Raw genomic sequence first — 15,728 nt, forward strand, 5'->3', positions numbered from 1 at the left:
CCTCAGGCCTTCATCGCCGCGATGTGCTGATCCATCACCGCGTCCAGTACGGTGAGCGGCATCGCGCCTGACAGCAGGCCGGCGTCGTGGAATTTGCGGATATCGAAGCGCTCGCCGAGCGCGGCCTTCACCTTGGCCCGCAGACGCAGCCATTCCAGCTTGCCGACCATGTAGCTGCAGGCCTGGCCCGGCCAGACGACGTAGCGCTCGATCTCGGTGGTCGAGGCGGTGGTCGGCGTGCCCGAGATGGCGTTCATCGTCTCGATGGCCTTCTCGCGGCTCCAGCGCTTGGCGTGCATGCCGGTGTCGACCACCAGCCGCGCGGCGCGGAACAGCGAGGACTGGATGTAGCCGATCTCGCCGCGCGGATCGCCCTCATAGACCCCCATCTCGCGGGCCAGTTCCTCCGAATAGAGCGCCCATCCCTCGCCATAGGCCGAGAGGAAGGTCGCCCGCCGGATCATCGGCAGGTCGGCCTCCTGTTGCAGCGAGAGCTGCAGATGGTGGCCCGGAACCCCCTCGTGATAGGTCAGGGTCGGCAGCGCCCACTTCGGATACTCGGCGGTGTCGCGCAGGTTGATCCAGTAGATCCCCGGCCGCGAACCATCCAGCGAGGGCTGGTTGTAGTAGCCGCCTGGCGCGCCAGCCTCGATGAACTTCGGCACCCGCTTGATCTGCAGCGGCGCCTTGGGAAGCGTGTCAAAATATTCCGGCAGGCGCTTGTTGGTGGCGGCGACCAGATCGGTCAGGTCGGCCAGCAGCTTCTCCTTGCCGAGGTCGGTGTTCGGGTAGTGGTAGCGCTTGTCCTTGTAGAGCGCCTGGATGCGCTCGCCGACCGTGCCGCGCGTCAGCCCCTGGCCGCGCAGCAGCGTCTCGGCCCGAGCCTGCAGCGCCTTGGCCTGTTCCAGGCCGATATTGTGGATCTCGTCGGCCGTCAGGTTGGTGGTCGTCGAGTCGAGCAGAGCGTGCTGATAGTAGGCCTCGCCATCAGGCTGACGCCAGACGCCGGCCTCATGCACGGCCTTGCCCTGGGCCTCCTTAAGCAGCGCGATCTGCCGCTCCAGCGCCGGGGCGACCTTCTCAGCGTAGATCTTGGCGGCCTGGCCGGCATAGTCGCCGGCGATGCCCTTTTCCTTGGCCCGGCGCGCGACCGAAGCGACCAGCGAAGAGGCTTCCGGCCTGGTCAGCAGGCCCTGCATCTGCGGCAGGGCGCGGGCGATGATGAAGTCCGGGGGAATGACGCCGGCCCCGATGTCGCGGCGCGCGCGCTCGGTCTCCTGGTCTATCACCGTCCCGAAGTCGGAAAGCCGCGACAGATAGGCGTCGGCGTCGTCCTTGGTCTCGATGCGGTGCTGGTTGTCGAGCCAGTCAGGCGTCGACCGGTAGGAGCCGGTGAGCTGGGAGAGCATGTAGGGCTGGCCGGCGCCCGCATAGCCGTAGTCGAACCGCTGGTTGGCGGCCTCGCTGCTCTCCAGCCCGAACATCACGCTGTCGTAGTTGACCCCGGACATGCCCGAGAGCTGCGAGCGGTCGATGGCTTTGAGCTGGCGCAATTGCTCGCTGTTCAGCGCCTTGTCCTTGGCCTTGTCGGTCAGCGAGGCGTCGTCGAGCTTCCATTTCGCCTGGGCGCGCGCGCCCTTGTCCAGGCCAAGCCCGGTGGTGAGTTGCGGCGAATCGTCCAGCGCCTGTTCGAAGATCTGATCCAGGAACTTGGTGAGCTGGTCGGCGGCGCTGGGCGCGGGCGGAGGAGCCGGCGTCGGCGGCGCGGACGCAACGATGGGCTGCGCCGTGCTGGCGCAACCGGTCAGGGCGACCAAGGCGGCGGCGGACAGAAGAAGTTGGCGGCGGCTTTGCATGTAGCGCCCTCCCCGAACTGGTTACATTTGTGACTGGACCCTAGGGGCGCGCGATCAAGCGGGGCAAGAACCCGGCGTAGCGCGACGTGTTAATTCGCCGTAATGCAGGGCGAGCACCGTTATCAGCCCGTCGCAGAAGAACCCCATTCTGCCGATAGCGGTTATGCCCTCCGCGATTGGAAACCTGCCGACGTGACTGACGCCAAGCCCGCCGACTGGAGCCGCCGGCTCGCCGCCTACAAGCGCCCGGATCTGGCGCGCAGCATCTTTGAACTGGTGCTGACCGCTTCGGCGTTGGCGGGTCTTTGGACCCTCGGCTGGGTGGCGATGCATTTCGGCCTCTGGTGGCTGGCCCTGCTGTTGAGCGTGCCTGCCGCCGCCTTCCTGGTGCGGCTGTTCATGATCCAGCACGACTGCGGCCACGGCTCGTTCTTCGAGGCCAAGGCGGCCAACGACTGGGTGGGCCGCTCGATCGGGCTGCTGACCCTCACCCCCTACGACTACTGGCGCCAGACGCACGCGATCCACCACGCCACCTCCGGCAATCTCGACCGCCGCAGCCTGGGCGTGATCGAGATGCTGACCGTCGATGAGTACCTGGCCCTGACGCCGCGCAAGCGCCTGGGCTATCGCCTCTATCGCCACCCGGCGGTGATGTTCGGCCTTGGTCCGACCTTCGTGTTCTTCCTGCAGCAGCGCGTGCCGGTCGGGATGATGAAGGACTGGCGCCCCTGGGTCTCGACGCTGGGCAACACCGCGCTGATCGCGGCGGGGATCGGGGTGATGATCTGGCTGCTGGGCGTCGCGCCGGTCATGCTGGTCAACTTCACCACCATGGTGATCGCCGCCACCATCGGGGTCTGGCTGTTCTTCGTTCAGCACCAATACGAGGGCGTGTCCTGGTCGCGGCAAAAAGACTGGAAGCGCGACGACGCGGCCCTGCATGGCAGCTCGCACTACGACCTGCCCCAGCCGCTGGCCTGGCTGACCGCCAATATCGGCATCCACCACGTCCATCACCTGTCGAGCCGCATCCCCTTCTACCGCCTGCCGCAGGTGCTGAAGGATCATCCCGAACTTCAGGGCGTCAGCCGCATCGGCCTGCTGGAAAGCTTCAAGAACGCGCGCCTGGCGCTCTGGGACGAAGCCGCCCAGCGGCTGGTGTCGTTCCGCGAGGTCCGCGGCCGCGAGCAACTGGCTTAGGATCGATACTCCTCTCCCTCGGGAGAGGAATTCCATATGCGCCCAGCCTTCCGCGCACGTCACCTGACCCGGCGTCAGCGTTGACACCCTGACGCCCCTGCCCCCCAACTTCGGCCCATAAGAAGAAGTCATGGGAGGTTGCGGTGAGCGCGTGGACATTCGCTGACGTCTGGGAGGCGATCGCCGCCAGGCAACCCGGCCAACCGGCCCTGATCCAAGGCGAGCGGGTGGTGACCTGGGGCCAGTTCGACGCCCGCGCCGACGCCCTGGCCGCGCACCTGACGGCCGGCGGCCTGACCCACGACGCCAAGATCGCCGCCTACCTCTACAACAGCCCGGAATATCTTGAGACCTACTACGCCGCCTTCAAGGCCGGCATGACGCCGATCAACACCAACTATCGCTACGGCGGCGAAGAGCTCACCTATCTGTTCGACAACGCCGACGCGCAGGCGGTGGTGTTCCACGCCGGCTTCGCCGCCACGCTGGAGCCGCTGCGCGCGAAGCTACCGCAGGTGAAGCGCTGGATCGCCGTGGCCGAGCCTGGCCACCCCGCCCCGGCCTGGGCCGAGGACTATGAGGCCGTGGTCGCCAGACCGGCGCCCGTGCGGCCGTTCAAGGCGCCCTGGGGACGTTCGCCCGAAGACCTGATGCTGCTCTACACCGGCGGCACCACCGGCATGCCCAAGGGCGTGATGTGGCGCCAGGACGACCTGTTCAACGTTATCGGCGCCGGGGGCCATGCCCTGATGGGCCTGCCGCCGTTGGAGCGGGTCGAGGACGTCAGCGACCGGCTGTCGACCTACGAGAAGCCCACCACCCTGGTCTGCTGCCCGCTGATGCACGGCACCGGCCAGTTCTCGGCCTTCATCACCCTCAATATCGGCGGGGCGGTCGCCTCCCTGCCCTCTCGGCAGTTCAACCCGATGGAGCTGTGGGACGAGGCGGTGCGGCTGAAGGCCGACAACATCGTCATCGTCGGCCTGGCCTTCTCCACGCCGATGCTGGAGGCGCTGGAGGCCAATCCGGGCCGCTGGGACCTTTCCCACGTCAAGGCGATGAGCTCCTCGGGTTCGATGTGGAGCCAGGAGAACAAGCGCGGCCTGCTGTCCTACGCCCGCAACGCGATGATCATGGACAGCTTCGGTTCGTCCGAGGCCGTGGGCCTGGGGGCCTCGGCCTCCGCGCCCGGCGCCGAGGCGGCGACCGCGGCCTTCATGCTTGGTCCCAACTGCGCGGTGTTCAACGAAGACGGCCTGCGGGTCGAGCCCGGCTCGGGCGAGCGCGGCATGGTCGCGGTCTGCGGCTTCCTGCCGATGGGCTATTACAAGGACGCCGAGAAGAGCGCCAAGACCTTCAAGACCATGGAGGGCCAACGCTGGAGCGTTCCGGGCGACTGGGCCGAGGTCAATCTCGACGGCACCCTGAAGCTGCTGGGACGCGGGAGCCAGTGCATCAACACCGGCGGCGAGAAGGTCTTCCCCGAGGAGGTCGAGGAGGCCCTGAAGACCCACCCCTCGGTGCGCGACGCGGTGGTGGTGGGCGTGCCCGACGCTCGGTTCGGCGAGCGCATCTGCGCGGTGGTCGAGCCCGACCCGGCCGCGACCTCGCCGACCCTGGAGGAGATGGCCGGCCACGTGAAAAGCAAGCTCGCCGCCTACAAGGCGCCGCGCGAGCTGGTGGTGGTCGAGAGCATCGGCCGGGCTCCGAACGGCAAGGTCGACTACAAGGCCTCGCGAGACCGGGCGCTGCTGGCCCTGGGCGTGACCGCCTAGGCTCGACCAATTCCTTCATGTCCGGGGCGCACGGTCGCCTCGGACAAAGGAAATCATCATGGCCGACACTCCGCAGACACCAGAAGCGGTGGCCTACCAGCTCATGCGCGACGTCCTGGCGATCGAGGGGGCGTCGAGCGCGCTGCGCGACAGCGGCGGCCCCGATCGTTCCTGGCTGCTCACCACCTATTCAGAATGCCTGAGAACCGTGCGACCAGACATCCCCAAGGCCGGCCCCACCCATGGCCGCAGCGCCTTCTAACGCCGCTCGGGGAGTGGTGACGACGTATCGCCGACGCGCAATCTGGCGGCGACCATCGCCAGCAGCGCCATAATGCACGCGGCCACCCAGAGAGCTTGCGATCCGACATAGTGATACGCCGTGGCGCCAAGGGCGGCCCCAACGACGAGACCAAGCCACAAAAGGAGATAGGGCGCCCAGCCCAAGCGATCCTCGCCAAGAACGGCCGCGGTGATCCGCTTGCCCAACTTCACGAGCGTGCCGGTCATATAGGTCAGTCCGATCCTGACCTCCCCGTCCTCGGTGAAGATGGTGTTCTCCGCCCCCATGGCCAGCGCGAGCATCAGGACCGCGAACCGATCCGCGCCGCATGAGGCCAAAATAGCCGCGCCTGCGAGCAACAGCGCGACCAGCGCGAGGACGGCGACGCCGCGGCGATCCTTCGCCATCCGGCCGACCAGCGCTCCGGTCGCCACGCCGGCCACGAACAGGACGATCAAACCAAGTGCGAATCCAGCATAGGCGGCGCGATCGGCCAGACCGACGGCCAGCCGCGTAGAATTTCCGCTCATGAATGAGACGAAGAAGCCCCCGGTCATCAGGAAACCGACGGCGTCAACATAGCCGGCCGCAGCCGAAAGGGCCGAGGCCAGAAGCCTGACCCGCCGATCATAGCGTCTCAGGACACTGTCTCCACAAGCAAGCGCGCCTTTCGAGATCCACAGCGCCTAGTGCTCGGGCGACACGCGAACCAGCAGCTTGCCGTCGTGGTCGCCGGTGAACAGGCGCTTCACGGCGGTGGCGGCGTTCTCCAGGCCGTCCTCGACGTGGGCCTTCCACTTGATCTGGCCGGACGCGACCCAGGGAGCCAGTTCCGACATCGCCTCGGCGGCGCGCGGCAGGTAGTCGATGACGATGAAGCCCTGGATATGGATGCGGCGCATCAGGACCCGGGCGAAGTCGCTCGGGCCTGGCACGGGGCCAGCGGTGTTGTAGGTCGAGATCATCCCGCACAACGGCATGCGGCTGTGGTTGTTCATGTGACCCATGACGGCGTCCATGACCTTGCCGCCGACGTTCTCGAAATTGATGTCGACGCCGTTGGGCGCCAGTCGGGCCAAGGCCGCGCTCACATCTTCGGACTTGTAGTCGATGGCCGCGTCGAACCCGAGATCCTGGGTGATCCAGCGGCACTTCTCGGCCCCGCCGGCGATGCCGATCACCCGGCAGCCCTTCAGCTTGGCGATCTGGCCGACGATCGAACCCACGGCGCCGGCGGCGGCGGACACCACCACCGTCTCGCCCGGCTGCGGCTTGCCGATATCCATCAGGCCAAAATAGGCGGTGAGGCCCGTGGCCCCCAGCACGCTCATATATGCGGTGAGCGGCACGCCGGGGATCTGCGGCGTGCGCCGCGCCATCGATTCCGGCGCCACGGTGTAGTCCTGCCAGCCTCCGAGGCCGGGATTGACGATGGCGCCGACCGGCAGGCTCGTGGCCCGCGACTGCTCGACCACGCCGATCACCCCGCCGCGCATGACGTCGCCGATCTGCACCGGCGGCAGGTACTGATCCTGGTCGCTCATCCAGATGCGGTTGGTGGGGTCGAGCGACAGGTAGATGTTGCGAACCAGGACCTCGCCGTCCTGCAGTTCGGGGGTGACGCTTTCGACCAGTTCGAGGTCGCCCGGACCAATCTCCCCGGCCGGGCGATGGCGCAGGACCCATTGGCGATTGATCGGCATGACGTTCCCTTCCCTGAGAAGGCGGGATCATGCGGCCGCGCCCTAAGGGAAGTCGAGCGTTCTAGGCGAGGTTTCCGGCGCCGATCCGGTCCCGGCGGCTCAGCCGCGCCGTCAGCAGCGACACGACCGCCAGCGCCGTCAGCGGCCAGGCGATGTCGGGCGTGAGCAGGATCGAGGCCGTGGGCGTGCGGCTGGTCAGGAACGCCTCGCCGAGGCCGTCGCCCAGATAGCTATAGATCAGCGAGTAAGGCACGGCGCCCAGCGCCGTCGCCGCCAGATAGGCCTGGAATGGCGCGCGGGCGCAGCCGGCCGCCACATTGACCAGCCCGAACGGACTGAGCGGCACCAGGCGCAGGGTGAGCAGGTATCGGAACGGCGCGCGCTCGAACCCCTCGACCAGCTTGCGCAGGCGGCCGCTCGCCAGCCGATCACGGATCAGGTCGCCGGCGGCGAACCGCGCGGCCAGATAGGCCATGACCGCGCCAGCGGTCGATCCGACGATGGTGGCCAGGGTTCCGACCAGCGGGCCGAACAGGAACCCGCCGGCCAGCATCAACACCAGCCCGACCGGCACGAAGGCCGCGGTGGCCACGGCGTAAAGGATGGTGAAGACCGCCAGGGCCAGGAGCGGCGTCGCCGCCACCTCCGCGCGCAGGCGGATCTCGTGGGCCTGAATGTTGTCGAGCGAGATGTCGGTGGCCAGGCCGCTGGCGTAGAGCCAGACCGTGGCCGCGATCAACAGAACCGCCGGGGTCCAGCGGGCGAAAGCCCGCAAGGCTTTACGAACGGGCGGCTCAGCCTCGGTCATGCGGCGCGTCCCACATCGCCATCCCCCTGGGGATAGCCCCTCGGAAGTCAGGGCCTCCGGGCGACTAAACGCAAAGTCGTCCCGGAAGCTGACGTGAGCCTATCGCTGATTTTGTGACCAGACCAAGACGCCTAGCGGCGTTCGTCGTTGCCTTTTTTCTTCCACGGCGGCTTGCCGGCCTTGGGGCCGGGGGCGCCCGGAGGTCCCTTGAAGGCCGGCTTGGCGCCGTCACGCGGCGGGCCTTTGCGGAACGGAGGACGGTCTTCACCAGGCGGCCCCTTACGGAACGCCGGCTTGTCTTCGCCGGGCGGGCCCTTGCGGAACGCCGGCTTGCCTTCGCCCGGAGGCCCCTTGCGGAACGGGCGGTCGCCAGTCGGCGGGCCCTTGCGGTTCGGACCACCGCGCGGCGGCGAGGTCGGACCGCCCGGAGGCGAGGACGGTTCGATCTTGATCTCGTCGGCCACGGTCGCCTTCACGGCGGCGGCGAATTTCGGTTCGGCTTCCTTGGAAATCTCGAACTTGGTCTCGCGGTCGAAGATCTTGATCGAGCCGATGTCCTTCTTGGTGACATGGCCCAGGCGGCAGATCATCGGGATCAGCCACTTCGGGTCGGCGTTCTTGTCGCGGCCCACGCTGATGCGGAACCACGAGACGTCTTCCGGCGCCATGCGCGGCGGGCGGCCGACAGGGCCGCCGTCACGATCGGCCGGATCGTAGCGGTCGCCGCCACGCACGGGGCGCTCACGGTCACGGCTCTGGGAGTCGCGCATCCGCGCGTCGTCATAGAGTTCTTCGGGCGAGGGCAGACGCTGACGGTACAGGCGGATCAGGGCCGCGGCCACCTCTTCGGCGCTGCGATTTTCCAGCACCAGCTTGGCGAGCGCCAGGTCTTCCTCGGCCATCGGCGCGGTGAGGATCGGGTCTTCCAGCAGGCGGACCTGGTCCTTCACCTTGATCTCGTCGGCGGTCGGCGGACCTTGCCAATGGGCCTCGATGCCGGCCGAGGCCAGCAGCTGCTCGGCCTTGCGGCGGCGAGTGTACGAGACCAGCAGGACCGAGATGCCCTTCTTGCCCGCGCGGCCCGTCCGGCCCGAGCGGTGCAGCAGGCCCGGCTTATTGATCGGAATGTCGGCGTGGATCACGAGGCCCAGGTCCGGCAGGTCGAGGCCGCGGGCGGCGACGTCGGTGGCGACGCAGACGCGGGCATGGCCGTCACGCAGCGCTTGCAGCGCCTCGGAGCGTTCACGCTGGCCAAGTTCGCCGGACAGCCCGACGACGGCGAAGCCGCGCTCGCGCAGGGCCGCATGCATGTGACGAACGCCTTCGCGGGTGTTGCAGAACACCAGGGCGCCGGGGGACTCGTAGAAGCGCAGCACGTTGACGACGGCCAGCTCGATCTCATTCGGCGCCACGCGAATGGCGCGGTACTCGATATCGCCGTGCGGTTCGTCGCGGCGCACCGTGTCGACGCGCAGAGCGTTCTTCTGGTAACGCTTGGCCAGGGCCGCGATGTCCTTGGCGATGGTCGCCGAGAACAGCAGGGTGCGGCGATCGACCGGCGAGGAGTCGAGGATCTCTTCCAGGTCTTCGCGGAAGCCCATGTCGAGCATCTCGTCGGCCTCGTCGAGGACGAGAACGCGCAGGGAGCCCAGATCGAGGTTGCCGCGCTCCAGGTGATCCTTCAGGCGGCCGGGCGTGCCGACCAGGATGTGGACACCGTCCTGCAGCGCGAACTTCTCGCGGCGCGGATCCATGCCGCCGACGCAGGTTTCCACCTTCGCGCCGGAGTCGGCGTAGAGCCAGGTGAGCTCGCGGCTGACCTGAATGGCCAGTTCGCGGGTCGGGGCGATGACCAGGGCGAGCGGCGCGCCCGGCTTGCCGAAGCGGGCCTCGTCGCCGAGCAAGGTCGGACCAGCGGCCAGACCGAAGGCGACGGTCTTGCCCGAGCCGGTCTGGGCCGAGACCAGCAGGTCGCGGCCAGCGGCCTCCTCGGTCAGCACCGCCTCTTGAACGGGGGTGGGTTCGGCGTAGCCCTGGCTCGCGAGCGCGCGCGCCAAGGCGGGGTGGATTTCGGGGAAGGCCATTGTCGTCCTGTCGGTTCGCGCCACACACAAAGAACGCGCGGGCGCGCCTTAGAGGCCAAGCAAGACGTTACGGCAAGCCTTGCGGCAAGGAATTCATTAACTGGTGCGGAAGGGCCGCAGGGCGAAAACCACTGTTTTTACCGGCGCCGGGCGTGGCAAGCTGCCTCAAAAAGGGAGTTCCAATGCCTGCCAACGAGACCGAGATCGCCGCGGCCATGGCCGTGACCGACGCCTTCATGACCGCGTTCAACGCCCGCGACCTGCCCGCCTTCGAGGCCACGTTCAACTTTCCGAGCGTGCGGTTGGCCTCCAACACCCTGACGGTGATCGAGCCTGGCCACCACCAACCGCAGATGTTCGAACGCGGCCCGCTGTCGGACTGGGACCATTCGGCCTGGGAGCGCCGCGAGGTGATCCACGCCGGGGCCGACAAGGTGCACCTGGACACCCGCTTCACCCGCTACCGGAAGGACGGTTCGGTGATCGGCGGATTCAACTCGATCTACGTCATCACCTGCGAAAACGGCCATTGGGGCGTGAAGGCCAGATCGAGCTTCGCGCCCTAATCGCTGGACATTCGTGGCGGAATAGGACGTGACCTGCCGCCATGACCCAACGAATTAAGAATGCCGCCGTCATCGGTGGCGGCCCGGCCGGGCTTATGGCCGCCGAAGTGCTGAGCGCCGCCGGCGCAGCCGTCGTCGTCTATGACCGGATGCCGACGCTCGGCCGCAAGTTCCTGATGGCCGGGCGCGGCGGGCTGAACCTCACCCATTCCGAGGACCTCGCCGCCTTCGTCACCCGCTACGGCGCGCAGGCCGAACGGCTGAAGCCAATCCTGGAGGCCTTCACCCCGGCCGACCTGATCGCCTGGGCTGAGGGTCTGGGCCAGGAAACCTTCATCGGCTCCAGCGGCCGGATGTTCCCCCGTGCGCTGAAGGCCTCTCCCCTGCTCCGCGCCTGGCTGGCGCGGCTGAACGCCCAGGGCGTCGAGTTCCGCACCCGCCGTGACTGGCGCGGCTGGAACGAGGCCGGCGATTTGGTCTTCCAGGTCGAAGGCGACCAGGTCGAGACCGCACGTCCCGACGCCACCATCCTGGCGCTGGGCGGCGCCAGCTGGCCGCGCCTGGGATCAAACGGCGCGTGGACGCAGGCCCTGGCCGGACGCGGCGTCGAACTCGCGCCCTTCCAACCGTCCAACAGCGGCTTCGATGTCGCCTGGACCGAGCTGTTCCGCACCCGCTTCGCCGGCCACCCGCTGAAGAACATCGCCCTCAGCTTCGGCGGCCGCACGGTGCGCGGCGAGGCCATGGTCGCCGACTACGGGATCGAGGGCGGCGCGGTCTATGCGCTGTCGGCGGATCTGCGCGCGGCGATCGCACGCGACGGGTCGGCGGTTCTAGAAGTCGATCTTCGCCCCGACGTCAGCCGTCCTAAGCTGGCGGACCGATTGCACAAGGTCGTCAGCGGCCAGTCGACGACCAACCTGCTGCGCAAGACCGCCGGCCTGACCCCGGCCGAGATCAACCTGCTGCGCGAAGGCCATGGCGTCGAACTGCCGAAGGACGCCGGCGCCCTGGCGCGCGCGATCAAGTCGACGCCGATCACGCTCAAGGCCGTGCGCCCCATCGACCGGGCGATCTCGACGGCCGGCGGCGTGTCGTTCTCGGCGCTAGGCGAAGACCTGATGCTGCGCGACATTCCGGGCGTCTACGCCGCCGGGGAAATGCTGGATTGGGAGGCGCCGACTGGCGGCTACCTGCTGCAGGCCTGCTTCGCGACCGGGGTCGCGGCGGCCAAGGCGGCGCTAAAGAGCTAGGAGTTCAGGCGGTCGCGGATCGAGGGCCGGCGCTTGCGGGCCGCCGGCGCGGCCTTCACGCGCGGCGTCGGCAGGGGCGGCAGGGCCTGGCTCTCACCGTCGGCCAGCAGCCGCGCCGCCAGCATCAGGTCGGCCTTCACCGCGCCGAAGTCGGCGGTCTCCACCCAGGCCCGCACCACGCCCTCGACATAGGCTTCCGACATCCCGGTGACCTCGACCGCCGGAGCCGGGTCCTTGAGCACCAGCGGGTTGGCCTCGGCCCGCGCCTTCAGTCCCGCCAGCAGCGCGGCCATGTCGCGCTTGGTGTCGACCCGGAAGACGGCGTCGACCCGGCGACGGCTGTGGTAGCTGGTGTTGACGATGACATCGCCGAACACCTTGCCGTTCGGCAGCACGACCTTGAGGTTGTCAGGGGTCGCCAGCTCGGTGACGAAGAGGTCGAGCGTCTTGACCGTGCCCGTCCGCCCGCCGATCTCCACCGTGTCGCCGACCCGGTAGGGCCGGAACAGCAGCAGCATGACGCCCGCCGCCACATTGCTGAGCGTGCCCTGCAAGGCCAGGCCCACCGCCAGCGAGGCCGCGCCCAGCACCGCCAGGATCGAGGTGGTCTGGACGCCGAGCTGCTGCAGCACCGCGATCAGGCCGACGACGATGACCAGGTAGCGGGCGAGCGATCCGGCGAAGCTCTGCAGCGTTACGTCGGGCGGCCCGGCCCCATGCACCCTGGCGATCAGCCGGCGCACCAGGCGCGAGGCCCAGCCCGCCGCCCACCAGGTGACCGTCAGGATGATCACCGCGACCACCAGGTTCACGGCGAGGTCGCCCGCGGCGTTGATGAACTTGTGGAGGACGTTCTCGTCGGTCGTCACGGTCTGACGCAGACGGTCGGCGAGCTCGGTTTCAAATCGCTGCATGACGGTCGCTTAGCACTCCTCGGCGGCGCAAGGCCAATCGGTGAATACGTCAGGCGGCCTTCTGGAGTTCCTGCTTCACCCGCTCGGCCAGCGTCTTGATGTCGATCGGCTTGGGCAGGAAGGAGACGTTCTCCTCGCCTTCCAGCAGGTTCGAGAACTCCGCCTCGGCATAGCCGGAGATGAACATCACCGGCGCGCCGGCCAGGTAGACCCGCGCGTGCTTCAGCAGGTCCGGCCCCTGCATGCCGGGCATCACCACGTCGGAGATCATCAGGTCGATCTTGCCGGCGTACTCCTCGGCCAGTTCCAGGGCTTCCTCGCCCGAGGCCGCTTCGATCACCTCGTAGCCGCGAGCCCGCAGCAGCTTGGCCGCGACGCCGCGCACGGCGTCCTCGTCCTCGACGAACAGGATGCGGCCGGCGCCCGAGAGATCGCGGGCCTTCGGCGCGGTCTTGACGACCGGAACCAGGGCCGGCGACGAGGCGCTGGGCACATGCACCGGCAGGAAGATGCGGAAGGCCGCGCCCTCGCCCGGCTTGGAGGCCACGCTGATCCAGCCGTCCGACTGCTTGACGATGCCGTAGACGGTGGCAAGGCCCAGGCCCGTCCCCTCGCCCACCGGCTTGGTGGTGAAGAAGGGGTCGAAGATCTTGTCCATGACGTCGGCCGGAATGCCGGGACCGTCGTCGGACACCTCGATCAGGGCCTGATCGCCCTGGGCGGCGGGATAGCCGTGGGCCACGGCCTCGTCCTGCGTCAGGCGGGCCAGCCGGATGCGGACCACGCCGCCGCCATGGGCGCGCACCGCGTCACGGGCGTTGACCGCCAGGTTCATCACCGCGGTCTCGATCTGGCTGCGGTCGGCGCGGACGTGCGGCAGGTTGCGGCCGTACTCGGTCTCCAGCTTCACGTCTTCGTAGAGCACGCGGCGCAGCAGCACCTCGGACTCGCTGATCAGTTCGCCAAGGTCGAGGGTCTCGCGCTGGACGGTCTGCTTGCGCGAGAAGGCCAGCAGCTTGCGGACCAGGTCGGCGGCGCGGGCCGAGGTCGAACGGATCTCGTTCAGGCCCTCATAGGAGGGATCGCCGACCGGGTGGCGCTGGGCCAGCACGTCCAGCTGCATGAAGATCGCGGTCAGCAGGTTGTTGAAATCGTGCGCCACGCCGCCGGCCAGCTGGCCGATGGCCTGCATCTTCTGGCTCTGGGAGAGCTGCAGTTCGATCTGCTTCTGCTCGGAGACGTCGACCAGATAGGCGACCCAGCGGCCGTCGCTCTTGGAAAGATAGAGGTGGGCGACCTTGGTCAGGTCGCACGCGAGCCGGACCTCCAGGGCGCCGACATGACCATCGGCCAGCTTCTGGGCGGCGTCGGTGCGCGAGGCCGCGTCGATCAGTTCGCCAAAGATCGTGCCCGCCGCGCCGCCGCCGGCGACCGCCGACAGGGTCGGATTGGCCTCGATGATGGTGGCGGCGAAGGGGTCCTCGCCATCCAGCAGCGCCGCGCCGAACGGCGAGGCGGCGGCGAAGGCGTCCAGCACCTTGGGCGGCGGCGGCTTGGCGGAGTTGAAGGCGTTCAGCACCTCGGCGGCGGCCGGCGGCAGGGCCAGCGGCGTCGGCTCGGTCAGCCGGACCAGGAAGCGGCGCTCGCCCAGCGGCGCGACGGTGGCCGAGTGCTCCGAGCCATTGTTGCGGATCGAGGCCTGGGCGGTCTCGCCGCGACGCGCGGCGGTCAGGGCCGAGAACAGGCTGGCGGCCGAGGGGCCGCCCTTGGGCAGGCGCGCGGCGGCGCCCAGCACCAAACGCCACGAGGCGTTCGCGGCATGGATGCGACCGTCGGCGGCGGCGATGGCGGCCGGTTCCGACAGCGCGTCGATGAGTTGGTCGGCGCCCGGCTCGGCGGCCGGGGCCGGGGCGGCGGAATTGCGCAGCGCGAACAGCCCCAGGCAGGCGACGCCGGCCAGGCCGATCAGCAGCATCAGCCCGGCCCGCGTCGAGGCGCCGGCGTCGATCGCCGGCACAGCCGCAAAGCCGACCGCAGCGACGAAGCACAAGGCCGCGAACACCGTCAGCAGGTCGAAACGGCGACGAGCGCCATCAAGGTTCGACGACTTGGCCATAGGGAGGCCTCGGTTGATGCCAGACGGAGAGGCGATGGCCTCAGGCGAATCAGTCACGCAATCTTCTCACGAAATCTCAGCGGCCACGGGCATTTGCGACGACGCGGGCGCCGCTCTGCATGATGAAGCCGATCAGCTTGGCCACGGCCTCGTAGTGGGCGGGCGGAATAAACTCTTCGATCTCGACGGCGGCGTAGAGCGCGCGCGCCAACGGCGGGTCCTCGATGATCGGCACGCCGTGCTCTTCGGCGAGCGCGCGGATCTTCAAGGCGACGGCGTCCATGCCCTTGGCCACGCACTGCGGCGCGGCGGTTTCGCCGGCCTCGTATTTCAGCGCCACGGCGTAGTGGGTCGGGTTCATGACCACCATGGTCGCGGTCGGGACGGCGGCCATCATCCGGCGGCGCGAGCGCTGGATGGCGATCTGGCGGCGCTTGGCCTTGAAGTGCGGATCGCCTTCCGAGTTCTTGTATTCTTCCTTCTGCTCTTCCTTGGTCATCCGCATGCGCTTGAGGAAGCGCTGGCGCTGCCAGAACCAGTCGAAGCCGGCGATGGCCAGCATCAGGGCGGCGGTGGCGAAGACCAGCTTGCGCAGGATCTCGGCCATCAGCGGCAGCATGGCGGCCGGATCGAGCGCCGCCAGATCGCGCAGCGAATACATGTGCGGCTTCATCACCAGCCAGCCGACCCAGCCGACCATGACGACCTTGGTCAGCGACTTGAAGAACTGCATCAGGCTGTCGAGGCCGACCAGGCGCTTCAGGCCCGCCATCGGCGAGACCTTCTTCCAGTCCGGCTTGATCTTGTCGGGGCTGAACAGCAGGCCGGTCTGAATGAGGTTGCCGCCCGCGCCCGCCAAGGCGGCCACCGCCAGGACGGCGATCAGCATGGGGGCGGCGGCGCGCGCAGCGGTCCGCGCCACCTCGATGGCGCCGTGCCCCTCCAGGCTCATCGTGTCCGGATGGGCGATGAACGGCAGCAGGGCGACCGCCATCTCGCGCGACATCCAGCCGCCGGCGATAGCCAGAACCGACGCAGCGCCCGCGAACGAGGCCAGGGTCGCCAGGTCCGGGGTCTTGGCGACATCCCCCTTCTCCCGCGCCTTCTGGAGTTTGGTAGGGGTCGCGTCTTCTGTTTTAGAGGCTGCGTCCTGCTCTTCGGCCATGG

13 protein-coding genes are annotated in these 15,728 nt (G+C 68.4%); 5 read left to right on the top strand and 8 right to left on the bottom strand.

Annotated features, from left to right (window positions below; translation table 11 throughout):
• Positions 1-2: 2 nt before the first annotated feature.
• On the bottom strand, positions 3-1,856 hold the full coding sequence (locus ASE02_RS09890; protein WP_056733682.1) for a DUF885 family protein: 1,854 nt from the start codon (positions 1,854-1,856) through the stop codon (positions 3-5).
• A gap of 192 nt (positions 1,857-2,048) precedes the next feature.
• Between ASE02_RS09890 and ASE02_RS09895 the strand changes: the two genes are divergently transcribed.
• From ASE02_RS09895 to ASE02_RS09905, 3 genes are all read left to right on the top strand, one after another.
• Entirely contained in the window at positions 2,049-3,059 is a 1,011-nt protein-coding gene (locus tag ASE02_RS09895; RefSeq protein ID WP_056733684.1) for a fatty acid desaturase, read from the top strand.
• Positions 3,060-3,202: 143 nt separating this feature from the next.
• Positions 3,203-4,834, top strand: a complete 1,632-nt coding sequence (locus ASE02_RS09900) for an AMP-binding protein (RefSeq protein ID WP_056733686.1) — start codon at positions 3,203-3,205, stop codon at positions 4,832-4,834.
• Between the two features lie 58 nt (positions 4,835-4,892).
• Entirely contained in the window at positions 4,893-5,096 is a 204-nt protein-coding gene (locus ASE02_RS09905; RefSeq protein ID WP_056733688.1) for a hypothetical protein, read from the top strand.
• Here ASE02_RS09905 and ASE02_RS09910 read toward each other — a convergent pair.
• The 4 genes from ASE02_RS09910 to ASE02_RS09925 all read right to left on the bottom strand — a co-directional run bounded on the left by ASE02_RS09910 (position 5,093) and on the right by ASE02_RS09925 (position 9,712).
• Positions 5,093-5,800 (bottom strand): YoaK family protein, encoded by a 708-nt coding sequence (locus ASE02_RS09910; RefSeq protein WP_369818546.1) that lies wholly within the window; start codon positions 5,798-5,800, stop codon positions 5,093-5,095. The genes ASE02_RS09905 and ASE02_RS09910 overlap by 4 nt on opposite strands.
• 3 nt (positions 5,801-5,803) lie before the next feature.
• Positions 5,804-6,820: an NADP-dependent oxidoreductase gene (locus tag ASE02_RS09915; RefSeq protein ID WP_056733693.1), complete on the bottom strand. Its 1,017-nt coding sequence runs from the start codon at positions 6,818-6,820 to the stop codon at positions 5,804-5,806.
• 61 nt (positions 6,821-6,881) lie between these two features.
• On the bottom strand, positions 6,882-7,628 hold the full coding sequence (locus tag ASE02_RS09920) for a TVP38/TMEM64 family protein (protein WP_056733694.1): 747 nt from the start codon (positions 7,626-7,628) through the stop codon (positions 6,882-6,884).
• A 131-nt stretch (positions 7,629-7,759) separates the two neighbouring features.
• Positions 7,760-9,712, bottom strand: a complete 1,953-nt coding sequence (locus tag ASE02_RS09925; RefSeq protein ID WP_056733696.1) for a DEAD/DEAH box helicase — start codon at positions 9,710-9,712, stop codon at positions 7,760-7,762.
• A 182-nt stretch (positions 9,713-9,894) separates the two neighbouring features.
• Here ASE02_RS09925 and ASE02_RS09930 point away from each other — a divergent pair, with 182 nt between their 5' ends.
• Together ASE02_RS09930 and ASE02_RS09935 are read left to right on the top strand one after the other, a co-directional pair.
• Positions 9,895-10,278 carry a hypothetical protein gene (locus ASE02_RS09930; RefSeq protein WP_056733698.1) on the top strand — a complete coding sequence of 128 codons (384 nt, stop codon included), beginning with the start codon at positions 9,895-9,897 and terminating at the stop codon, positions 10,276-10,278.
• Between the two features lie 41 nt (positions 10,279-10,319).
• The gene (locus tag ASE02_RS09935) at positions 10,320-11,531 is read left to right on the top strand and encodes a TIGR03862 family flavoprotein (protein WP_056733701.1); all 1,212 of its coding nucleotides are present in this window, start codon (positions 10,320-10,322) and stop codon (positions 11,529-11,531) included.
• Here ASE02_RS09935 and ASE02_RS09940 read toward each other — a convergent pair.
• The 3 genes from ASE02_RS09940 to flhB form a co-directional block, all read right to left on the bottom strand.
• On the bottom strand, positions 11,528-12,445 hold the full coding sequence (locus tag ASE02_RS09940; protein WP_056733703.1) for a mechanosensitive ion channel family protein: 918 nt from the start codon (positions 12,443-12,445) through the stop codon (positions 11,528-11,530). The genes ASE02_RS09935 and ASE02_RS09940 overlap by 4 nt on opposite strands.
• Positions 12,446-12,494: 49 nt before the next feature.
• Positions 12,495-14,561, bottom strand: coding sequence for a cell cycle histidine kinase CckA (cckA, locus tag ASE02_RS09945; RefSeq protein WP_056733705.1), 2,067 nt, complete (start codon positions 14,559-14,561; stop codon positions 12,495-12,497).
• A gap of 76 nt (positions 14,562-14,637) precedes the next feature.
• Positions 14,638-15,726, bottom strand: coding sequence for a flagellar biosynthesis protein FlhB (gene flhB / locus ASE02_RS09950; protein WP_056733706.1), 1,089 nt, complete (start codon positions 15,724-15,726; stop codon positions 14,638-14,640).
• Between the last annotated feature and the right edge of the window lie 2 nt (positions 15,727-15,728).

It is taken from the genome of Phenylobacterium sp. Root700 (assembly GCF_001429025.1).
GTDB lineage: Bacteria > Pseudomonadota > Alphaproteobacteria > Caulobacterales > Caulobacteraceae > Phenylobacterium.